The sequence below is a fragment of the Allobosea sp. CCNWLY174 genome (genome assembly GCF_037120455.1).
Lineage (GTDB): Bacteria > Pseudomonadota > Alphaproteobacteria > Rhizobiales > Beijerinckiaceae > Allobosea > Allobosea lupini.
Window position 1 is genome coordinate 220,114 of record NZ_JBBBBQ010000004.1, and the last position, 20,008, is coordinate 240,121.

Below are 20,008 nucleotides of genomic sequence, written 5' to 3' on the forward strand. Positions count from 1 at the left end.
TGTCTCGACCTGATCGAATCCGGCTCTAGGCCGCCGCCATCTGCGTCCTGATCTCACCGCGCAGGACATCGAGCAGCATGGCTTTGCCCTCGCGCTCGACATGCCAGAAGGTCCAGCCATTGCAGGCCGGCAGCCCCTGCGCCAGCGCACCGACCTTGTGGATCGAGCCGACGGCCGGGCCGAGTACAAGAGTGCCATCGGCGCGGATGGTGGCGCTGTGACGCCGCTTCTCGTCGAAGACGGTCTCGCCCGCCTTGACCAGCCCGGCCTCGACCAGGCTGAGGAAGGGTACGCGCGGCTCGCTGCGCTTCGACGGCGCCGTGGCGAAGGCTTCCGGCGGCAGCGGCTGAACCGCTGCGATGCGCTCGCGGGCCGCCTTGGCATAGACCTCTTCGCGTTCGACGCCGATGAAATGGCGGCCGAGCGCCTTGGCGACGGCGCCGGTCGTGCCGGTACCGAAGAAGGGATCGAGCACGACGTCGCCGGGATTGCTGGCCGAGAGCAGGACGCGGGCGAGCAGCGATTCGGGCTTCTGGGTCGGGTGGACCTTGGCACCCTTCTCGTCCTTCAGGCGCTCGTCGCCGGTGCAGAGCGGCAGATACCAGTCCGAGCGCATTTGCAGGTCGTCATTGCCGCCCTTCAGTGCCTCGTAATGGAAGGTATATTTGGACGCTTCGCCGCGCGCCGCCCAGATCAGCGTCTCATGCGCATTGGTGAAGCGGCGGCCACGGAAGTTCGGCATCGGGTTGGCTTTGCGCCAGACGATGTCATTCAGCATCCAGAAGCCGAGATCCTGCAGGATCGAGCCGACGCGGAAGATGTTGTGATAGGAGCCGATCACCCAGAGCGCGCCGTCCGGCTTCAGCGCCCGGCGGCAGGCCGTGAGCCAGGCGCGGGTGAAGGCGTCGTAATCGGCGAAGGAGGCGAACTTGTCCCAGTCGTCGTCGACGGCGTCGACGAGGCTGTCGTCAGGTCGGCGCAGATCGCCGCCGAGCTGGAGATTGTAGGGCGGGTCTGCAAAGACGAGGTCGACGCTCCCGGGGGGAAGGGCCTCGATCGCGGCGACGCAATCGCCCACGATCACCTGGTCGAGCGGAAGCTCGCGAGGCGGGAGGATCTGAGAGGGAAGAAGGCTCTTGGCCTTCATCCGGGCCCCCAGCGCGGGCCGTCCGGTACGCGAAACCTGAATCCGGACGGGAGCGCTGGCGGTCCCGGTACGCGAGGTACTCATGACGCCAAGACCGTTACGCAACTTCAACGCTCGCGATCCTGGCTGGTCACGGTAAAGGACGGGTTTCCGGGTTGAAAAAAATGCGTCCCATTCTGGGGCTGCAGATTTTGCCTAGCCCATTGAATATGTTTGGAAAATCGTAACGGAGATTAAGGAAGGGTAACCGGCTCCCGCCTGCCGTTGCGGCAGTTCGGCGGCTGCTCCGCAGGTCTCCCAGCGGTCAGTCAGGCAGGTAGATTTCGGCCTTCATGAACGTCACCGCGTGGCCGGCAATGAGCACGCGCTCCCCCGCCAGCTCGCAACTCAAGTGTCCGCCACGCGCGGAAGCCTGGAAGGCCTCAAAGCGGTTCTTGCCAAGCTCTTCGGCCCAGTACGGGACCAGGGTGGCGTGGATCGAGCCGGTGACGGGGTCTTCCGGGATGCCAGCGCTGGGCGCGAAATAGCGCGAGACGAAATCATGGGTTTCGCCGGGCGCGGTGATGCCGAAGCAGAGCGGGGCGAGAGTCGCGATCGCAGCGGCGTCGGGCACGAAGGCGCGCACGGCCTGCTCGTCGGCCAGAACGGCGAAGACATTCTCGAAATTGCGGAACAGCGCACGAGGTGGGACCGGGAAAAGCGTGGCGATGACCGAAGGCAGCGCCTCGATCGGCTCCGGCGCGAAGGCCGGCAGGTCGAGCCGGTAGCCTTCATCCTGTCGCGAGACCCGGATCGGGCCGACGCGGGTCAGGAATTCCATATTGCCGGAGACGCCGTGCGTACTGGCGAGGACATGGGCTGTCGCGAGCGTGGCATGGCCGCAGAAGTTGACCTCGTGCACGGGCGTGAACCAGCGCAGGTCCCAAGCGCTGCCGTGCGGCCGGGCGAAGGCGGTCTCGGCCAGATTGTTCTCATTGGCGATCGCCTGCATCGTCGGCTCGGCGAGCCAGTCGTCCAGGATGAGGACGGCTGCGGGGTTGCCGGCGAACACCTTGTCGGTGAACGCGTCGACCTGATGCATCGTCAAGGTGGGCATGACGTCTCCGGCTGGCTCAAGCGATCGAGCGCGACCAGACACCTTTGATCGGGGCGAAGGAATAGCGATGCGCGGGGCAGGGGCCATGCGTCTTCAGCGCGGCGCGATGTGCCGCGGTCCCGTAGCCGGCATGGTGCGCGAAGCCATAGGCCGGGTAGGTCAGCGAAAGCCGCGCCATCATCCTGTCGCGCATCACCTTGGCGACGATCGAGGCTGCGGCGATCGAGGCGATCAGCCCGTCGCCGCCGATGATCGACTCGCAACCGCAGGCCAGCGCCGGCGGATCGTTGCCATCGACCAGCACGAGATCGGGCGAGAGCGGCAGCGCTCCGACCGCGCGCCGCATGGAAAGCAGCGTCGCCTGCCGGATGTTGATCCTGTCGATCTCGGTCGCCGAGGCGCTGCCGACACCGACTGCCAAAGCGCTGGCGAGGATCAGCACGCAGAGCTCCTCGCGGCGCTGGGCGCTGAGCTCCTTCGAATCGGCGAGGCCGTCGGGAATCGCCGTGGGATCGAGGATGACGGCGGCGGCGACGACCGGGCCGGCGAGGGGGCCGCGTCCGACCTCGTCCACGCCGGCGACACGGGCGCGCCCGGCAATCATCGCGGCCTGCTCGCGGCTGAAATCGGCGGTCATAGCGACGCTATGCCAGATCGCGATGCGAACGTCTGCCGGAATTGCATCCTGTCCACTTGGTAACAGCCACACTCAGCGCGGTCGTCCCGGGCGACCGGAGGCAGACCCGGGACCCAGGCCGGAACCTTCATCGGAAAGGCTCAGGAATGGATCCCGGCTCTCCGCTGTGCTGCGTCCAGGATGACAGCCATGAGGCATGTCGGATCAAAACAAGCTGAGCTGTGCCTTCTCCTTCTCCGGCTTGACGAAGAGGTCGGTGCGGAGCCTGAGCCGGGTGCTGTTGAAGCCGAGCCGCTCGGCCGCCATTTCGAAGCGCCGGCCGATCATCCAGGCATAGGGGCCGGAGCCGACCTGACGTTGACCCCAGGCGGCGTCGTAATCCTTGCCGCCCCGGGTCGAGCGGATCAGCGAGACGACATGGCGCATCTTGTCGGGATGATGCGTCACCAGCCAGTCCTGCACGATGTCCTTCACCTCGAGCGGCAGGCGCAGCAATACATAGCCGGCCTCGCGCGCGCCGGCTGCTTTCGCTGCATCGAGGATGCGCTCGATCTCGTGCTCGTTGATCGCCGGCACGATTGGCGCGACCAGCACCGTCACCGGAATGCCGGCCTCCGAGAGCTTTCGGATCGTCTCGATGCGCTTGGCGGGGGCGGCGGCACGCGGCTCCATGTTGCGGGCGAGCTTGGGATCGAGCGTCGTCACCGAGAGCGCGACCTTGACCAGCCCCTTCGCCGCCATCGGCGCGAGGATATCGATGTCGCGCTGCACCAGCGCCGATTTGGTGACGATGCCGACCGGATGGTTGAACTTCGCGAGCACCTCCAGGATCGCGCGCATGATCCTGAGTTTCTTCTCGATCGGCTGGTAGGCGTCGGTATTGGTGCCGATTGCGATGGTGCGCGGCTGGTAGCTTGGCGAGGACAGCTCTTTCTCAAGCAGCAGCGCCGCATCGGGCTTTGCGGTCAGCTTGCTCTCGAAGTCGAGCCCGGGCGAGAGGCCGAGATAGGCATGGCTCGGCCGCGCGAAGCAATAGACGCAGCCATGCTCGCAGCCGCGATAAGGGTTGATCGAGCGATCGAAGGAGATATCGGGGGAGTCGTTCCTGGTAATGATGGTCCGAGGCTTCTCGACCGAGACCTCGGTCTTGAAAGCCGGCAGCTCGCCGAGCGTCCCCCAGCCGTCATCCTCGCTGATGCGCTGCTCGGCCTCGTAGCGCCCGCCGGGGTTGATCGTCGCGCCGCGCCCGCGCCGCCTGTCAGGGTCGATCTGGCTGCCGATATGGGTCAGCGGGTCGACCGGCGTGAGCCGAAGTGGTGCCGAGACCGTGTCCGGTTCGACATCGCGGCGCTTGAGTGGTTGCGTCCTGGCTGAGGGCCTGGCCTGCAGCATGGCTTCGTCTCCTCGGCGGAATCGGGGGTTCCGAGACCAAGGAATGTGAACATATCAGGAACAAAAGGCAAGTGACAGGATTGCGACATGTTGCAGTGCGTCATAAGCTGACAGCCTATGATCACTGCCGTCATCCGGGCCAATCGTGACGCAAGGGCGCTTGCCGCAACCTTGTCGGTGCTGATCCCCGCGGTTGCGAAAGGTGTGATCGGCCATGCCGTGGTGGTCGACGATGGCGACGACGCCGCGATCGCGCGGCTCGCAGAAGAGACCGGGGCGAGCTATGTCAGGGCCACGGCCGGCGAGGCCTGGTCCTCGGGTGTCGCGCAGGCGCGCGGCGACTGGGTGATCCTGCTCGAGGCGGGCGACCTGCCCGAGCCGCAATGGACGCCAAGCATCGAGCGGCATCTGTTGACCGCAGCGGCCCGGCCGGCGCTGATGCCGCTGCGCGGCATGGCGGCGGCGCTGCGCGAATGGGGCGCGGTCTCGCTGCGCTCGCGCGGCGTCAGGGCGGGGCTGCTCGCGCCGAAGACGCAGATCCTCTCCGGCAAGCTGGCGCGGGCGCCGCGCCGGCTTACTGTCCGCCGCGAGCGCGCCGAACTCTGAGGCTCAGAGCTGGTTGGTGCGGAAGGTGTCGCAGCTCTGCATGGAACCCGACTTGAAGCCGGTGTTGAACCAGCGGGTGCGCTGCGCCGACGAGCCGTGCGTGAAGGAATCCGGCACGACCACGCCGCGGCCCTGCTGCTGCAGCTTGTCGTCGCCGATCGCCGAAGCTGTTCGCATCGCCTCGTCGATGTCGCCGGCCTCGATCCGGTCCATTGCCTGGAGGTTGTAGGCCCAGACGCCGGCGAAGCAGTCGGCCTGCAACTCGACGCGCACCGAGAGCAGGTTCGATTCGCGCTCCGAAAGCCGCTGGCGCAACTCGTTCACCTTGGGCAGGATGCCGAGCAGGTTCTGGATATGATGGCCGATCTCGTGGCCGATGACATAGGCATAGGCGAAGTCGCCGCCGCCGCCGAGCTTGCGCTGCATCTCCTGGAAGAAGGAGAGGTCGAGATAGACGCGCTGGTCGTTGGGGCAATAGAACGGCCCCATCGCCGACTGGGCCGTGCCGCAGCCGGAGCGATCGACGCCGCTGAACAGCACCAGCTTGGGCGGTACGTATTTCCGGTTGGCCTGCTGCGGCAGCACCTTCGTCCAGATATCCTCGTTCTGCGCCAGCACGGCCGATATGAACTTGCCCATCTCGTCCTGCGGCGGGCCGGCCGATTTGCGCTGCTCCTGTGTCGGCGCGCTGCGCCCGCCGATGCCGCCGATCATCTCGGCGCCGCCGATCAGGATGCGCGGATCGATGCCGAGCGCCCAGCCGAGCAGGCCGAGCACGACCATGGTGCCGATGCCGATGCCGCCGCGCCCGCCGGGAAGCCCGGCATACTCGCCACCGCCGCCGCGCCGGTCCTCGACGTTATCGGACTGGCGGTAATCTTCCCAACGCATGCGCGGACCCTTGTTGCAGCGCCGCCAATGTCGGCGAGGATGCGGCGGAACTCAAGCGTAGCCGTCAGCTTGGTCATGCAGTCGGTTACTTGGCATCGCCGCGTGAGACGTCTGTGATCATGCGCGCCAGCAGATAGAGCCGGGGCACGACCGAATCCAACGCGACATATTCGTTCTGGTTCGAATGGGCGCCGAAGCCCCTGAGACCGAAGCCCTCGATCACCGGGCCCCTGGCCTGGAGCGCGGCATAGGCTGCATCGGTTCCGCCGCCGCTCGCTCGTTCGGAGATGGTCAGCGAGCGGCCGATCTCGCCGAAGACGCGCTTGGCATGCGCGCCGAGCGCCCTGCTGGCCTCGGTCGGCGCCAGAGGCGGGCGCCCGTGCGTGAATGTCACTTCCACCAAGGTGTCGGGGATGAGCTTGTTCTGGATGCGCTCCCTCACCGCGGCCTCGATCAGGTCGAAATCGGCCATGCGCAGCGCCCGCATGTCGCCCTGCGCCTTCGCCTCGGCAGGAATCGCATTGCTGACCGAGCCGGCTGAGGCGAGCGTCCAGTTCAGCTTGAGGCCCATCTCCGGCTTGGAGAGATCGCGCATCTGCAGGATCTGATGGGCGAGTTCGTACAGGGCGTTGCGGCCTTGCTCCGGCGAGCCACCGGCATGCGAGGCCCGGCCGGTGACCTTGAGCTGCACGGAGCCGACGCCGCTGGTGGCGAGGCGCAGCGTGTCCTGGCCGATGCCGGACCCTTCGCATGAAAACACTGCGTCCTGCTCGGCCGCGAGCCTGGTGATCAGCGCCCTTGAGCCGGCCGAGCCGATCTCCTCGTCGCCGTTGATGAGGACGGTGAGCGTGCCGTAGTCCCGGGCCGCGATCCTGTTGAGCAGCGCGATGGTATGGAGGATCAGGGCGACGCCGTGCTTGTCGTCGGCGATGCCGAGGCCATAGGCCCTGTCGCCCTCGATCCGGAAGGGCTGCTGGGCCAGCATGCCCTTGGCGTAGACCGTGTCCATATGGGCCAGCAGCATGATCTTCCTGGTGCCGCTGCCTTTGAAGCGTGCCAGCGCGATCTTGCCCGGCGATCGCGCCGGTTCGGCCGAGTCGATCAGCTCGGTCTCGCCGCCCAGGGCCTTGAGGCGCTCGGCGATGAGTGCGGCGATCGTCGCCAGACCCTGCACGTCCCGCGAGCCCGATTCGATCGAGACCAGCTTTTCCAGCGTTGCGAGATAGGCCGGCTTCTCGGCCTCGGCCGCGTCGAGGACGGGCTTTTGCGGCGCTGCCAGAGCAGGCGTTGCAAGCATCAGGGTTGCGATCAAAGCGCTGCGGGCCATCCCGGTCGCGAACATCATCGACTCCCTTCGAAGCGGAATCGCAGAATCTGCTCAGGGCGCCGCGAGCGCGGCCTTGAGCGTACGCAGGTCGCGCCAGGCCAGGCGCTTCTGCAAGGGCTGGCGAAGGAGATAGGCCGGGTGCAGCGTTGAGATCGCCCGGATCATGCGCGTGCCGGTGTCATACTCCATCCAGCGCCCGCGCGAGGCCAGGATGCCGGAGACGCCGAGCAGCCCCTGCGCCGACGGGCCGCCGACGCAGACCAGGATGTCGGGGTCGACTAGTTCGATCTGGCGCTGGATGAAGGGCAGGCAGATCGCGACCTCCTGCGGGGTCGGCGTGCGGTTGCCGGGCGGGCGCCAGGGCAGGAGATTGGCGATATAGACATGCTCCTGTCGGGTGAGCCCGATCGCCGCCAGCATCCGGTCGAGCAACTGGCCGGAGCGGCCGACGAAGGGCACGCCCGCGCGATCCTCGTCCGCGCCGGGTGCCTCGCCGACGATCATGACCTTGCCGGCCGGATTGCCGTCGGCGAAGACGAGGTTCTTGGCTGTCGCCTTGAGCGGGCAGCCTTCGAAGCTGGCGAGCGCCGTCTTGAGCTCATCCAGCGTGGTCGCCTCGCGCGCCAGCGCCCGGGCTGACAGCGCGGCTTCGTCCGGCGGAGTGGCTGCGGCCACGGCGGCAGGGCGTCGCGCCGCCAGCTGCGCAGCGGCGACGGGGCGTGCGACAGGCTGTCGCGCCGGCTCGGGTGCGGCTGCGAAATGGTCGTGCGGCGTCTCGTCGAGCGCTTCGGTCACGCCCATTTCGGCGTACCAGGCGATCAATTCGGCTGCGGAGACGGCGTCGAGCGACATGGCGGCAGAATAGAGCGGCGTTCGGAACGAAGCGAGCCCCTTCGCTGTTGCAAAATGAACGGGAGCCCCGGATAGAGGAATTCCAATCAGCCTTGCGGCAGTGCTTGGCGGGTTGATCAAGATAGTTCATATATAAACTATCTAACGATGAAGGCGCGGGTGGAGGGCAGGATGGATCTGAAGGAAGCGCAGAGCACGCCGCGCGAGAGCATGGACTATGACGTCGTCATCGTCGGTGCTGGTCCTGCCGGGCTCGCCGCCGCGATCCGGCTGAAGCAGCTCGACGAAGCTATCTCGGTCGTCGTGGTCGAGAAGGGCTCCGAGGTCGGCGCGCATATCCTCTCCGGCGCGGTCATCGATCCGATCGGGCTCGACAAGCTCCTGCCCGACTGGCGGCAGGACGATGCCCGCCCGCTGCATACGCAGGTGACCGAGGACGTCTTCTATTTCCTCGGCCCGGCCGGTGGCGCGCGCCTGCCGAACTTCGCCATGCCGAAGCTGATGAACAATCACGGCAACTTCGTCGGCTCGCTCGGCCTTGTCGCCCGCTATCTCGCCGCGCGTGCCGAGGCGCTCGGCGTCGAGATCTATCCGGGCTTCGCCGCCGCCGAGCTGCTTTATAACGACGACGGCTCGGTCGCCGGCATCGCCACCGGCGACATGGGCATCGCGAAGGATGGCACGGTCTCCGACCGTTTCACCCGCGGCATGGAACTGCGTGGCCGCTACACGCTTCTGGGAGAGGGCGCCCGTGGCTCGCTCTCGAAGATCGCGATCAGGCGCTTTGCTCTGGATGAAGGCCGCGAGCCGCAGAAATACGGCATCGGCCTCAAGGAGATCTGGCAGGTCAAGCCGGAGAATTTCAGGAAGGGGCTGGTCCAGCACTCCTTCGGCTGGCCACTCGACATGTCGACCGGCGGTGGCTCCTTCCTCTATCATTTCGACGACAACCTGGTTTCGGTCGGCTTCGTCGTCCACCTCAACTACTCGAACCCGACGCTCTCGCCCTTCGACGAGTTCCAGCGCTTCAAGACCCATCCGATGATCCGCGACGTCTTCGAGGGCGCCAAGCGCCTCTCCTACGGCTCGCGCGCCATCACCGAAGGCGGCTGGCAGTCGGTGCCCAAGCTGACCTTCCCGGGCGGGGCGCTGATCGGCTGCTCGGCCGGCTTCGTCAACGTGCCGCGCATCAAGGGCAGCCACAACGCCATCCTGTCGGGCATGCTGGCGGCAGAACATCTCGTGCCGGCGCTGGCGGCGGGTCGCTCGCATGACATGGTCGACGGCATCGAGGACAGCTGGCGCGCCTCCGAGATCGGCCGCGACCTCAAGCCGGTGCGCAACGTCAAGCCGCTCTGGTCGAAGCTCGGCACGCTCGGCGGCGTCATGCTCGGGGGCATCGACATGTGGCTGAACCAGCTCTTCGGCTGGTCGCCCTTCGGCACGCTGAAACACGGCAAGCCCGATCATGCCACGCTGAAGCCGATCGGCATGGTCACTCCGATCGTCTACCCTAAGCCTGACGGCAAGATCTCCTTCGACAAGCTCTCCTCGGTCTTCCTCTCGGCAACCAATCATGAGGAGGACCAGCCGGCGCATCTGAAGCTGACCGACCCGAACGTGCCGGTGCTGCAGAACCTGCCGATCTATGGCGAGCCGGCGCGGCTCTATTGCCCGGCCGGCGTCTACGAGGTGGTCTATGCCGATCCGGAGAAGCAGTCGCTGCCGCGCTTCGTGATCAACGCGCAGAACTGCGTGCACTGCAAGACCTGCGACATCAAGGACCCCGCCCAGAACATCACCTGGACGGTGCCGGAAGGCGCGGGCGGGCCGAACTACTCGAACATGTGATCGCGTGGGCCGCCGGTCGCGGCGGGCGCTTGAAACATGAAAGGCCGCGCGGCCTCGGATCGCGCGGCCTTTTGCCATTGTTCACCCTGAAAAGGGCGGCGAATCAGCCCTTGCGGACGATCGGACCCGGCTTCTCGGGTTCCTTGGTGGCGCAGCCGCCGGCAATGCCGGCGAGCGTGAGGACGGTCGCGAGCGAGACCTTCTTCCTCTGGAAGCACCTTTGACGAATCGCCACGAAGCCAACATCACGCCCGAAAAATTGACGAAATCCATCGATGCAACCGGCCGAGCATGGGCGCTGTGTCTTTTTCACGTCAGCGCTACAACGATGACGCAGCGCGGCGCGCAACTCTTGTCGGCAGGCCCGGAAACGGCCATGTTGACTGCCTAATCGTTCAGGTCACGGTCCCGTCCACGGACCAGTCCCCGGCGGCCGGGGCGGACCGAGGGAGAATGTCGAACGTGACGTTTCAGATCAACGGCCGTAGCGCCGCTCTTGTGCTGGCGTTTGTCGCAGGCTTGCATGTCGGCATGCCGGCGCTCGCGCAGGCACGTCCGGTCGAGAAATTCGAGCCAGCCGAGAGCCTTGAAGGCAATTACCTGGCGGCCGTGGTGGCCGGCTCGGCGCGGGATCTTGGCGCGGCCTCGATCTATCTGCGCGAGGCGATCCGGAACGATCCGCAGAACAGCGAACTGCTCGAGCGCGGCTTCGTCGCCTTCCTCGCCGACGGCGCGATGAACGAGACCTTCCGGGCCGCCGAGAAGCTGATCCAGCGCGACGCCACCAACGGCCTCGCCCAGCTCGCGCTCGGTGTGCGTGCGCTGAAGCAGAAGAACTATGGCGCCGCCCGCACCCAGCTGCAGCGTGGCGGCCGCGGCCGTTCGGCCGACATCACCGCGACCCTGCTCGCCGCCTGGGCCTACTCGGGCTCGGGCGAGACGAATCGCGCCATCGACACGCTGGAGCGTCTCAAGGGCGAATCGACCTTCGACCGCTTTCGCGATTTCCATGCCGGACTGATCCTCGACATCGCGGGGCGCCGCAACGAGGCGAATCGCCGGCTCAAGGCAGCCTACGATGCCGAGAAGACCAATCTGCGCCTCGTCGATCTCTGGGCGCGCCAGCAGGCGCGCGCCGGCGACAGCGAGGCGGCCCTGGCGACCCTGAACGATTTCGAGCGGAGCGTCCGCCCGAACCATCCGGTGGTCCGCGACGCCATCGCCAAGATCAGCAGCAAGGAGCCGCTGCAGCGCATCGTCGGCAACACCCAGCAGGGCGCCGCCGAAGTGCTCTACGGGCTCGCCAGCGCGGGCATTCTTCAGGGCGACGAGGCGACCGCGCTGCTCTATCTGCGCTTCGCCGTCTATCTGGATCCCGGCCACGACCTCGCCGTGCTGACGCTGGCCGACATCCTCGAGCGCGCCAAGCAGACCGAGGACGCCGTCCAGGTCTACAGGCGCATGCCGGAGAACTCGCCGCTGCGCCCGGTCGCCGACATCCAGATCGGGCTCGGCCTCGAACAGCTCGGCAAGACCGAGGAGGCTACCAAGCATCTCGAGGGCATCATCGCCGCGCGTCCCGACGACATCGAGGCGATCTCCGCCCTCGGCAACATCTATCGCTCGCGCAAGCGCTTCGAGGAGGCGGCTGCGACCTATGACAAGGCGGTCGCCAAGCTCGGCACGCCGAGCCGCGCCAACTGGGACATCTTCTACTCGCGCGGCATCGCCTATGAGCGCATCAAGAAATGGCCGCAGGCCGAGGCCGATCTGCGCAAGTCGCTGGAGCTGATGCCGGAGGCGCTCGGCCGCGAGCGCGCCCTGGTGCTCAATTATCTCGGCTATTCGCTGGTCGACCAGAACCTCAAGCTCGAAGAGGCGCTCGGCATGTTGCGCCGGGCCGTGGAGCTCCGGCCGCGGGACGGCTACATCATCGACTCGCTCGGCTGGGCCCACTACCGGCTCGGCCGCTATGACGAGGCGGTGACGGAGCTGGAGAAGGCGATGGAGCTGCGCCCGTCCGACCCGGTGATCAACGACCATCTCGGCGACGTCTACTGGAAGACTGGGCGCTATCTCGAAGCGCGCTACCAGTGGAATTACGCCCGCGATCTCGGGCCGGAGCCCGAAGACCTGACCCGGATCCTGCGCAAGATCGACAAGGGCCTGGAAGACCCGGCGCCCTCGGCCAGTGCGGCCGAGCCTAAGAAGGATGGCGGCTGATCCTTGCGCCTGGCGACCCGCGCCCCGGCCAAGGTCAACCTCTCCCTGCGCGTGATCGGCCGCCGGGCCGACGGCTATCATGAGCTCGACAGCCTCGTCGCCTTCGCTGGCGTCGGCGACGAACTGAGTCTGTCGCCGGGTGAACCTGGCGACATGAGCATCTCCGGCCCCTTTGCCGCGGGCCTCTCGACCGGCCTCGACAATCTCGTGCATAAGGCCGAGCGTGAGCTTCGCGAGGAGATCGCCGGGCTGCGCTCCGGCCGCTTCCATCTCGTCAAGCGCCTGCCCGTCGCTTCCGGCATCGGCGGCGGTTCGGCCGATGCCGCCGCGGCCCTGCGCCTGCTGGCGCGGCTCAATGATCTGCCACTGTCGCACCCGGCGCTGCTCGCCACTGCCGGCCGCGTCGGCGCCGATGTCCCGGTCTGTCTGGAGGCGCGTGCCCGCGTCATGCGCGGCATCGGCGAAAAGCTCGGCCCGGTGCTGAGGTTGCCGCGGCTGTTCGCGTTGCTGGTCAATCCAGGGCTGGCCGTCGAGACCGCGGCCGTGTTCCGGACGTTGGGGCTTCAGCCGGGGCAGGGGCATGCGGAGGGCGTCGAGGCGTTCAAGGCGGATGTCTCTGCGCCAGCAACATCGGCTGCCCTCATCGACGCCCTGGCCGCTGCCGGCAACGATCTCGAACCGCCGGCACGGGCCGTCGTGCCGGCAATCGGTGAGGTGCTGTCGGCGCTGTCGCGCTTGCCGGAATCCCGGCTGGCGCGCATGTCCGGCTCGGGCGCGACCTGCTTCGCCTTGTTCGATGACTGCCGTGCTAGCGCGGCAGCGGCGAAGCAGCTTTTGTTTCAGCACCCCGGCTGGTGGGTAAAGCCGACCATGCTGAGGTGAGGCCCGGCCTCAGTGCGCCCGCGCTACGCAGAAGTCGACGGCGTCGTTGAGCGCCTGCTTCATCGGCGATGACGGGTAAAGGCCGAGCGCATCCTTCGCCATCTTGGCGTAGTGGCGGGCCCGCTCGATCGTGTCGGCCAGGGCGCCATGCTTGCGCATCAGCGCCTGCGCCTCCGCGAGGTCGCCGTCACGCACCTCGCCCTCCTGCAGGGTCCGGCGCCAGAAGGCGCGCTCCTCCGCATTGCCGCGGCGGAAGGAGAGCACCACCGGTAGCGTGATCTTGCCCTCACGGAAGTCGTCGCCGACATTCTTGCCGAGCTGGCCCGCAGAGCCGCCATAGTCGAGCGCGTCGTCGACGAGCTGGAAGGCGATGCCGAGATTGAGCCCATAGCTGCGGCAGGCGGCGGCCTCGCCCTTGGACGAGCCGGCGATCACCGGCCCGACCTCGCAGGCGGCGGCAAAAAGCTCGGCGGTCTTGCCGCGGATCACGGCGAGGTACTCGTCCTCGGTCGTCTCGGTGTTCTTGGCGGCGGCGAGCTGCATCACCTCGCCCTCGGCGATGACTGCCGCCGCGGTCGAGAGGATGTCGAGCGCGCGCAGCGAGCCGACCTCGACCATCATCTTGAAGGCCTGGCCGAGCAGGAAGTCGCCGACCAGCACGCTCGCCTCATTGCCCCAGAGCATGCGGGCCGCGGCCTTGCCACGGCGCATGTCGCTCTCGTCGACGACATCGTCATGCAGCAGCGTCGCCGTATGCATGAACTCGACGCTGGCCGCGAGCTTGACATGGCCCTCGCCGCGATAGCCGCAGAGCGCCGCCGTCGCCAGTGTGAGCATCGGCCGCAGGCGCTTGCCGCCGGAGGAGATCAGATGGTTCGCGACCTCCGGGATCATCGTGACCTCGGAGCCGGTGCGCGACAGGATCATCGCGTTGACGCGTTCCATGTCGGCGCGCGTCAGCCCGACCAGTGGCTCGATGCCGCCCTGGCTGGTGTCCTTGTCTTCGAAAGCTACGACGACGCCCACGCGCAAACTCCGGCCTCAATCTCGCGCATTCGCGCGCTATGCCCTTGCCACAAACGTCGCATGCGTGGCCAGCCCCGGCAATGCTTTCGCGGCGCAGCAGTTTGACGCTGCGCTGCCGTTTTGACCCGGCGAAGCGATCTTTCCTGTTGCGCAGGGCTGGCCCGGTGGGCTCCATGAGCGCATGCACGAACTCGTCCGTTCCAATGATCTCGTCCTGCTCGGTGCCATCGAGGCGCTGCTGGCCTCGGCCGATCTGGGTTGCCTGATCGCCGACCAGCACATCAGCTCGCTCGAAGGCATGATCGGCGCGTTCCCGCGCCGCCTGCTGGTGCGCGAGCAGGACAGCCGGCGCGCCCGCGCGTTGTTGATCGAGGCGGGCTACGGGGATGAATTGCGTCCCGCCCCTTCGTCATGACGGAAACGTCCATGGCCGAGCGGTTTCCCGGTCTCGGTGAGATCGCCGAAGACCGCCTGCTCGGCGGGCGTTTGCGTCTGCTGCAGCCGGTCAAGGGCCACCGGGCTGGTTCCGACGCGATTATCCTCGCAGCGGCGCTTCCCGAACTGGGCGAGGGACGGCTCGCCGATTTCGGCGCCGGCGTCGGCACGGTCGGGCTCGCAGTGGCGCTACGCCAGCCGGGGCTGGAGGTCGTCCTAATCGAGCGCGATCCGGAGCTTGCGGCACTCGCGGCCCGCAATGCCGGGCTCAACGACCTGGAGGCGCGGGTGCGCGTCGCGGTCGGAACGATCGGCGAGCGCAATGGCGATCTTGCCCGCGAGGGGCTGGCGGCAGCATCCATGGCCTGGGTCGCGATGAACCCGCCCTTCTTCGAAGCAGGTGAGGTGCGCGCCTCGCCGGTCGCCAATCGCCGTGCGGCACATGTCGCTGGGCAATCCCTGTGCGACTGGCTGAAAACGGCGCGCCATGCGCTGAAGCCGGGCGGCGGCGTCAGCATCATCCACCGCGCCGAAGCGGTGGGAGCAATTCTCGCAGCGCTGGAGACGGGTTTCGGCGCGATCGAAATCCGTCCCGTCCATGGCCAGGCCGAGCGGCCGGCGATCCGGGTCATCGTCTCGGCCCGCCTCGGCAGCAAGAAGCCGGCAGCGTTGCTGCCGGCTCTGGTTCTCAATGGCGCGGATGGGCGCTTCACCGCCTTCAGCGAAGCGATCCATCGCGGCGAGGCTGTGCTCGCCTAGTTTGGTTCAGCGGCAGATGCGGCGCTCGCGCACCACCCAGCCCCAGCCGTCCCAATAACGCACCGGGCGGATATAGCAGCGCGGGCCGTAATAGCCGCCGCCCCAGCCGTAACGCGGCCCGCCATAGCCATAGCGTGGCCCGCCATAGCCGTAGCGCGGGCGGCCATAGTATCCGCCGCCGCCCCACCCGGGATTGCTGTAGCGCGGCGCCGACGGATGGCGGCTGCCGCCGCCAGGATAGCCGTAGCCGCCGCTCAGCGCCTGCGCCTCGGCCGGGGTGGCGGTGACCGCACCCATACCGAGGCCGGCCACGCCGAGCGCGGCAGCGGCGGACAGTCCAAGAACGAGTTTGCGAAGCATGATTACCTCCTTCGCTGACAGCCCCGGCCTGTGCCGGGGCGATCGGGCGTCATCGTGGCGGCCAGCTTGCGGTCGCCGGGCTGAACGGGGCGTGGCCGCGCCGTTCAGCCTCTCTTCATGAGCTCAGGTGGCCGTCAGCGGCAGACGCGTGTCGACCGGATCACGTAGCGCCGGCCGTTCCAGACGCGCTGGTCGACGATGCGGCAGCGCTGCCCGTAATGCGGACGGCCATAGCCCGGACGCGGGCGAACATGCGGGCCGCCGCCCCAACCGGGATTGCTGTAGCGCGGTGCCGACGGATGCCGGCTGCCGCTGCCGGGGTAGCCGTAGCCGCCGCTCAGCGCCTGGGCGTCGGCCGGAGCCGCCGTGATTGCGCTAACGCCGAGCGAGGCGGCGCCGAGGGCGGCGGCGGCCGAGAGGCCGAGGAAAAACTTGCGAAGCATGTCATATCCTTCTTGATGAACCGCGCCGGCCTGTGCCGTGGCGATCGGGCGTCATTATGGCTGCCGGCTGGCCTCGGGGCCTGGCGGATCGCGCCGCCAAGCCCTTCCAGGTGCAGTGCGTCAGCGGCAGACGCGGACCGGGCGGATCACCCAGCGCCAGCCGTTCCAGACACGGCGGTCGACGAAATAGCAGCGCGGACGATAGACCGGGCGGCCGTAATAGCGGCGCGGGCCGTAATAGGGCCGGCCGTAATACTGGATCTGCTCGATCTGACCGGTGGCGGCCGGGACGCTGCCGGCCGCGATCGGCGCGGCATTGGCCGGGGCGACGGCGAGGCCGGTGAAGAGAAGGGCGCCGGCACCGAACAGGGCGGCGGCGATACGGTTCGACAGCATTGTGTACTCCTGCTTGTCGCGTCGGCCCGTCTCAAGCGCTCGCCCCGAGCGCCGCGGACCGTTCGATGGGGCGACAATAGCCGCCTCTCTATGAACGCGATCCTTGCCGAAGGGTTCATGGGTCATTCATGGCATGAAGCAATTCCTGCAGAGCTGTGCAGCGGTTCTGCGGCTGGAATTGCGCCGACCGACGAGACGACGCACCTCCGGCAGCTGTCCCGGGACATGCCGTTGCGCTTGACCATGAGCGTCGCCAGCCCCTAATCACGCCGCATGTTTCTCGACAGTTTAAAAGGCTGATGCCCTTGGCCGCGTCCTCCGACCCGCTGAACCCGACCCGCTCTTTCCAGGGGCTGCTGCTGACCTTGCAGCGCTTCTGGGCCGAGCGCGGCTGCGTCATCCTCCAGCCCTACGACATGGAGGTCGGCGCCGGTACCTTCCATCCGGCGACGACGCTGCGCGCGCTCGGGCCGAAGCCCTGGAAGGCGGCCTATGTCCAGCCTTCGCGCCGGCCCAAGGACGGCCGCTATGGCGAAAACCCCAATCGGCTGCAGCACTATTACCAGTTCCAGGTCATCCTGAAGCCGTCGCCGCCGGACCTGCAGCAGCTCTATCTCGACTCGCTCAAGGCGATCGGCGTCGACCTCGCTTTGCACGATGTCCGTTTCGTCGAGGACGATTGGGAGAGCCCGACGCTGGGCGCCTGGGGCCTTGGCTGGGAATGCTGGTGCGACGGCATGGAAGTCAGCCAGTTCACCTATTTCCAGCAGGTCGCCGGCGTCGAATGCGCCCCGGTCGCGGGCGAATTGACCTATGGGCTCGAACGACTCGCCATGTATGTCCAGGGCGTCGAGAACGTCTACGACCTCAACTTCAACGGCCTCGAGGGCGAGGACCGCGTCTCCTATGGCGACGTCTTCCTGCAGGCCGAGCAGGAGTTCTCGCGGCATAATTTCGAATACGCCAACACCGAGACGCTGTTCCGCCACTTCAGCGATGCCGAGGCCGAGTGCAAGGCGCTGCTCGCCGCCGGCGAAGCGGAGGAGGGCGCCAATTCCGCGCAGCACAAGCTGGCTCTGCCGGCCTATGACCAGTGCATCAAGGCGAGCCATGTCTTCAACCTGCTCGATGCGCGCGGCGTGATCTCGGTCACCGAGCGCCAGAGCTACATCCTGCGCGTGCGCGAGCTCGCCAAGGCCTGCGGCGCCGCCTGGCTGAAGACCGCCGGCGGGGGAGCACACTGATGCCTGATCTCCTGCTTGAACTGTTCTCCGAGGAAATCCCCGCCCGCATGCAGCGCAAGGCGGCGGACGACTTGAAGAAGCTCGTCACCGATGCGCTGGTCGAGCGCGGCCTGACCTATGAGGGCGCCAAGGCCTTCGCGACGCCGCGCCGCCTCGCGCTCACCATTGCTGGCCTGCCGGTGCGCGGCCGCGATGTCCGCGAGGAGCGCAAGGGGCCGCGCGTCGGCGCGCCCGAGGCCGCCGTGCAGGGCTTCCTCAAGGCCGCGGGGCTGACCTCGCTCGCTGAGGCGACGATCGTCAGCGATCCCAAGAAGGGCGACTCTTATGTCGCCGTGATCGAGAAGCCAGGCCAGGAGACGGTCGCGGCCATCGCCGAGATCGTGCCGGCGGTGATCCGGTCGTTCCCCTGGCCGAAATCGATGCGCTGGGGCAAGGCTTCGGCAGAAAGCGGCTCGCTGCGCTGGGTCCGCCCGCTGCATTCGATCCTCTGCACCTTCGGCGCCGAGACCGAGGATCCGGAGGTGGTGCCCTTCGAGGTCGACGGCATCCAGTCCGGCAACGTCACCTATGGCCACCGCTTCCACGCGCCCGGCCCGATCACCGTGAAGCGCTTCGACGACTACGTCCCGAGCCTGGAGCGGGCCAAGGTCGTGCTCGACGCCGATCGCCGCAAGGAGATCATCGCGGCCGACGCCAGGAACCTCGCCTTCGCCGCGGGTCTTGAACTGGTCGAGGACGAGGGTTTGCTGGAGGAGGTCGCCGGCCTCGTCGAATGGCCGGTCGTGCTGATGGGCGATTTCGAGGAGCGCTTCCTCGAGATTCCCGGCGAGGCGATCCGCGCCACCATCCGCGCCAACCAGAAATGCTTCGTGCTGCGCGATCCCAATAGCGGAGAACTCGCCAACCGCTTCATCCCGGTCTCGAACCTGATCGCCAGCGATGGCGGCCTGGCGATCACCGCCGGCAATGGCCGTGTCGTCCGGGCACGCCTCTCCGATGCCGCCTATTTCTGGCAGACCGATCGCGGCCCGCTGCCCGATCTCGATACGCTGAAGGACAGCGCGGAGAAGCTCGGGCTCGATCTCGCCAAGCCGCTCGACCAGCGCATGGCCAAGCTCGACAAGCTCGGCGTCGTCTTCCACGCCAAGCTCGGCACGCAGGGCGAGCGGGTCCAGCGCATCGCCGCGCTGGCGAAGGCTATTGGGGAGCTTATAGAGCCTCAAAAGCAGATAGGCGAGACCGTCTACAGCGGAAGTTCGGCATCGTATCACAACGATATCGCTCGTGCCGCTTGTCTGATGAAAGCCGATCTGCCGACCGAGATGGTCGGCGAGTTCCCTGAATTGCAGGGGTTGATGGGCCGCAAATACGCGGAATTGCAGGGCGAGAACCCCTCCGTCGCCGCCGCGATCGAGGAGCACTACAAGCCGCTCGGTCCCGCTGATCGTATCCCGGCTGATCCCGTTTCGGTGGCTCTCGGGTTGGCCGACAAACTCGACACGCTAGCCAGTTTTTGGGCTATTGAAGAGAAACCTACGGGGAGCAAGGACCCTTATGCTTTGCGCCGGGCTGCGCTGGGAGTAATCCGGCTAGTAGTGGAAAACGGAGTACGAATTAGACTGCTTCCGATTATCAGCGATGCCGGCAAACGCACGCTCGATGCTGTAGTTGCGACAGGGCTCCGTCGTATGCGCGCTGAGGAAGCACTGTTGAGCCAGGAATTCGAGCACGCCCGTTCGTTGCCTTTTGCAGTTGGCATCCAACAGGGCGCAAAAGCTGAAGCAATATTAATCGCCCATAGAGCCGAGATAGAAAATCTCAAGGCGAGACAGCATTACACATACTCGGAGGCGCAGGCCTTTTCGACAGACCTCCTCTCATTCTTCCACGATCGCCTGAAGGTGATGCTGCGTGACCAGGGCGCGCGGCATGATCTCGTCGACGCGGTGCTGGGCGAGGGCGCCTCGGGCAATGACGACCTCCTGCTGATCACCCGCCGCGTCGCCGCGCTCGGCCGCTTCCTCGAGACGGAAGACGGCAGGAGCCTGCTGGCCGGCCACAAGCGCGCCGCCAATATCCTCAAGGCCGAGGAAAAGAAGGACGGCGAGGGTGCCTTCGCCGGCCCGGCCGATCTCCAGCTCATCGCCGATGCAGGGCTGATCGAGGAGAAGGCGCTCGCGGTCGCGCTCGCCCAGGCGACGCCGAAGGCGGAAGCCGCCATTGCTGCCGAGGACTATGAGGGCGCCATGGCGGCGCTCGCCGAGCTCCGGCCTGCGGTCGATGCCTTCTTCGACAAGGTCACGGTCAACGATCCCGATCCGGCCCTACGCGCCAATCGCCTCAAGCTGCTCAATCAGCTGCGCGAGGCGACCCGCGCCGTGGCGGACTTTTCGCGGATCGCGGGGTAGGCACGGGAAGCGCGACATAGAACCCCTCTCCCG

The 20,008-nt window shown here is 67.1% G+C and carries 20 protein-coding genes; 8 read left to right on the plus strand and 12 right to left on the minus strand.

Features of this window, described 5'->3' with window-relative positions:
• Positions 1–25 precede the first annotated feature (25 nt).
• The 4 genes from V7S63_RS14605 to V7S63_RS14620 all read right to left on the minus strand — a co-directional run bounded on the left by V7S63_RS14605 (position 26) and on the right by V7S63_RS14620 (position 4,272).
• Positions 26–1,231 (minus strand): site-specific DNA-methyltransferase, encoded by a 1,206-nt coding sequence (locus V7S63_RS14605; protein WP_091831787.1) that lies wholly within the window; start codon positions 1,229–1,231, stop codon positions 26–28.
• 220 nt (positions 1,232–1,451) lie between these two features.
• On the minus strand, positions 1,452–2,243 hold the full coding sequence (locus tag V7S63_RS14610; RefSeq protein ID WP_336530741.1) for a PhzF family phenazine biosynthesis protein: 792 nt from the start codon (positions 2,241–2,243) through the stop codon (positions 1,452–1,454).
• A 16-nt stretch (positions 2,244–2,259) separates the two neighbouring features.
• Entirely contained in the window at positions 2,260–2,880 is a 621-nt protein-coding gene (locus V7S63_RS14615; RefSeq protein WP_336530742.1) for a ribonuclease HII, read from the minus strand.
• Between the two features lie 204 nt (positions 2,881–3,084).
• On the minus strand, positions 3,085–4,272 hold the full coding sequence (locus V7S63_RS14620) for a PA0069 family radical SAM protein (RefSeq protein ID WP_336530743.1): 1,188 nt from the start codon (positions 4,270–4,272) through the stop codon (positions 3,085–3,087).
• Positions 4,273–4,389: 117 nt separating this feature from the next.
• On the opposite strand from V7S63_RS14620, the gene V7S63_RS14625 reads away from it, so the two are divergent.
• Positions 4,390–4,878, plus strand: a complete 489-nt coding sequence (locus V7S63_RS14625) for a glycosyltransferase family A protein (protein ID WP_336530744.1) — start codon at positions 4,390–4,392, stop codon at positions 4,876–4,878.
• A gap of 3 nt (positions 4,879–4,881) precedes the next feature.
• On the opposite strand, the gene ypfJ is transcribed toward V7S63_RS14625, so the two are convergent.
• From ypfJ to V7S63_RS14640, 3 genes are all read right to left on the minus strand, one after another.
• Positions 4,882–5,769, minus strand: a complete 888-nt coding sequence (gene ypfJ, locus V7S63_RS14630; RefSeq protein ID WP_091831779.1) for a KPN_02809 family neutral zinc metallopeptidase — start codon at positions 5,767–5,769, stop codon at positions 4,882–4,884.
• A gap of 85 nt (positions 5,770–5,854) precedes the next feature.
• Complete coding sequence (locus tag V7S63_RS14635; RefSeq protein WP_336530745.1) at positions 5,855–7,114, minus strand: M20/M25/M40 family metallo-hydrolase; 1,260 nt, start codon at positions 7,112–7,114, stop codon at positions 5,855–5,857.
• 33 nt (positions 7,115–7,147) lie between these two features.
• Complete coding sequence (locus V7S63_RS14640) at positions 7,148–7,948, minus strand: uracil-DNA glycosylase (protein ID WP_336530746.1); 801 nt, start codon at positions 7,946–7,948, stop codon at positions 7,148–7,150.
• A 171-nt stretch (positions 7,949–8,119) separates the two neighbouring features.
• Here V7S63_RS14640 and V7S63_RS14645 point away from each other — a divergent pair, with 171 nt between their 5' ends.
• The gene (locus V7S63_RS14645) at positions 8,120–9,799 is read left to right on the plus strand and encodes an electron transfer flavoprotein-ubiquinone oxidoreductase (protein WP_336530747.1); all 1,680 of its coding nucleotides are present in this window, start codon (positions 8,120–8,122) and stop codon (positions 9,797–9,799) included.
• Positions 9,800–9,902: 103 nt separating this feature from the next.
• On the opposite strand, the gene V7S63_RS14650 is transcribed toward V7S63_RS14645, so the two are convergent.
• Positions 9,903–10,148, minus strand: a complete 246-nt coding sequence (locus V7S63_RS14650; RefSeq protein WP_336530748.1) for a hypothetical protein — start codon at positions 10,146–10,148, stop codon at positions 9,903–9,905.
• A 113-nt stretch (positions 10,149–10,261) separates the two neighbouring features.
• Between V7S63_RS14650 and V7S63_RS14655 the strand changes: the two genes are divergently transcribed.
• Entirely contained in the window at positions 10,262–12,022 is a 1,761-nt protein-coding gene (locus tag V7S63_RS14655; protein WP_336530749.1) for a tetratricopeptide repeat protein, read from the plus strand.
• 3 nt (positions 12,023–12,025) lie between these two features.
• Positions 12,026–12,904, plus strand: a complete 879-nt coding sequence (locus V7S63_RS14660) for a 4-(cytidine 5'-diphospho)-2-C-methyl-D-erythritol kinase (RefSeq protein WP_336530750.1) — start codon at positions 12,026–12,028, stop codon at positions 12,902–12,904.
• A gap of 9 nt (positions 12,905–12,913) precedes the next feature.
• Here V7S63_RS14660 and V7S63_RS14665 read toward each other — a convergent pair whose 3' ends face one another.
• Complete coding sequence (locus tag V7S63_RS14665) at positions 12,914–13,930, minus strand: polyprenyl synthetase family protein (protein ID WP_425285416.1); 1,017 nt, start codon at positions 13,928–13,930, stop codon at positions 12,914–12,916.
• A 181-nt stretch (positions 13,931–14,111) separates the two neighbouring features.
• On the opposite strand from V7S63_RS14665, the gene V7S63_RS14670 reads away from it, so the two are divergent.
• Together V7S63_RS14670 and V7S63_RS14675 are read left to right on the plus strand one after the other, a co-directional pair.
• The gene (locus V7S63_RS14670) at positions 14,112–14,345 is read left to right on the plus strand and encodes a putative signal transducing protein (RefSeq protein ID WP_091831769.1); all 234 of its coding nucleotides are present in this window, start codon (positions 14,112–14,114) and stop codon (positions 14,343–14,345) included.
• A gap of 11 nt (positions 14,346–14,356) precedes the next feature.
• Positions 14,357–15,124 carry a tRNA1(Val) (adenine(37)-N6)-methyltransferase gene (locus tag V7S63_RS14675; protein ID WP_336530751.1) on the plus strand — a complete coding sequence of 256 codons (768 nt, stop codon included), beginning with the start codon at positions 14,357–14,359 and terminating at the stop codon, positions 15,122–15,124.
• 6 nt (positions 15,125–15,130) lie between these two features.
• On the opposite strand, the gene V7S63_RS14680 is transcribed toward V7S63_RS14675, so the two are convergent.
• From V7S63_RS14680 to V7S63_RS14690, 3 genes are all read right to left on the minus strand, one after another.
• A complete protein-coding gene (locus tag V7S63_RS14680; protein ID WP_091831765.1) occupies positions 15,131–15,484 on the minus strand; it encodes a hypothetical protein in 354 nt (117 codons plus the stop codon).
• Between the two features lie 134 nt (positions 15,485–15,618).
• The gene (locus V7S63_RS14685; RefSeq protein ID WP_336530752.1) at positions 15,619–15,927 is read right to left on the minus strand and encodes a hypothetical protein; all 309 of its coding nucleotides are present in this window, start codon (positions 15,925–15,927) and stop codon (positions 15,619–15,621) included.
• A gap of 120 nt (positions 15,928–16,047) precedes the next feature.
• Positions 16,048–16,323, minus strand: a complete 276-nt coding sequence (locus V7S63_RS14690) for a hypothetical protein (RefSeq protein ID WP_336530753.1) — start codon at positions 16,321–16,323, stop codon at positions 16,048–16,050.
• A gap of 326 nt (positions 16,324–16,649) precedes the next feature.
• On the opposite strand from V7S63_RS14690, the gene V7S63_RS14695 reads away from it, so the two are divergent.
• Both V7S63_RS14695 and glyS read left to right on the plus strand, forming a co-directional pair.
• Positions 16,650–17,567: a glycine--tRNA ligase subunit alpha gene (locus tag V7S63_RS14695; protein WP_336530953.1), complete on the plus strand. Its 918-nt coding sequence runs from the start codon at positions 16,650–16,652 to the stop codon at positions 17,565–17,567.
• Positions 17,567–19,975 carry a glycine--tRNA ligase subunit beta gene (glyS, locus tag V7S63_RS14700; protein ID WP_336530754.1) on the plus strand — a complete coding sequence of 803 codons (2,409 nt, stop codon included), beginning with the start codon at positions 17,567–17,569 and terminating at the stop codon, positions 19,973–19,975. The genes V7S63_RS14695 and glyS overlap by 1 nt, the downstream gene beginning before the upstream one ends.
• Positions 19,976–20,008 lie beyond the last annotated feature (33 nt).

Excerpts from the sequence above, each read along its gene's own strand:
- V7S63_RS14605 (WP_091831787.1), bottom strand. The coding sequence starts at position 1,231 with ATGAGTACCTCGCGTACCGGGACCGCCAGCGCTCCCGTCCGGATTCAG.
- V7S63_RS14610 (WP_336530741.1), bottom strand. The coding sequence starts at position 2,243 with ATGCCCACCTTGACGATGCATCAGGTCGACGCGTTCACCGACAAGGTG.
- V7S63_RS14615 (WP_336530742.1), bottom strand. The coding sequence starts at position 2,880 with ATGACCGCCGATTTCAGCCGCGAGCAGGCCGCGATGATTGCCGGGCGC.
- V7S63_RS14620 (WP_336530743.1), bottom strand. The coding sequence starts at position 4,272 with ATGCTGCAGGCCAGGCCCTCAGCCAGGACGCAACCACTCAAGCGCCGC.
- V7S63_RS14625 (WP_336530744.1), top strand. The coding sequence starts at position 4,390 with ATGATCACTGCCGTCATCCGGGCCAATCGTGACGCAAGGGCGCTTGCC.
- ypfJ (WP_091831779.1), bottom strand. The coding sequence starts at position 5,769 with ATGCGTTGGGAAGATTACCGCCAGTCCGATAACGTCGAGGACCGGCGC.
- V7S63_RS14635 (WP_336530745.1), bottom strand. The coding sequence starts at position 7,114 with ATGATGTTCGCGACCGGGATGGCCCGCAGCGCTTTGATCGCAACCCTG.
- V7S63_RS14640 (WP_336530746.1), bottom strand. The coding sequence starts at position 7,948 with ATGTCGCTCGACGCCGTCTCCGCAGCCGAATTGATCGCCTGGTACGCC.
- V7S63_RS14645 (WP_336530747.1), top strand. The coding sequence starts at position 8,120 with ATGGATCTGAAGGAAGCGCAGAGCACGCCGCGCGAGAGCATGGACTAT.
- V7S63_RS14670 (WP_091831769.1), top strand. The coding sequence starts at position 14,112 with ATGCACGAACTCGTCCGTTCCAATGATCTCGTCCTGCTCGGTGCCATC.
- V7S63_RS14675 (WP_336530751.1), top strand. The coding sequence starts at position 14,357 with ATGGCCGAGCGGTTTCCCGGTCTCGGTGAGATCGCCGAAGACCGCCTG.
- V7S63_RS14680 (WP_091831765.1), bottom strand. The coding sequence starts at position 15,484 with ATGCTTCGCAAACTCGTTCTTGGACTGTCCGCCGCTGCCGCGCTCGGC.
- V7S63_RS14685 (WP_336530752.1), bottom strand. The coding sequence starts at position 15,927 with ATGCTTCGCAAGTTTTTCCTCGGCCTCTCGGCCGCCGCCGCCCTCGGC.
- V7S63_RS14690 (WP_336530753.1), bottom strand. The coding sequence starts at position 16,323 with ATGCTGTCGAACCGTATCGCCGCCGCCCTGTTCGGTGCCGGCGCCCTT.
- glyS (WP_336530754.1), top strand. The coding sequence starts at position 17,567 with ATGCCTGATCTCCTGCTTGAACTGTTCTCCGAGGAAATCCCCGCCCGC.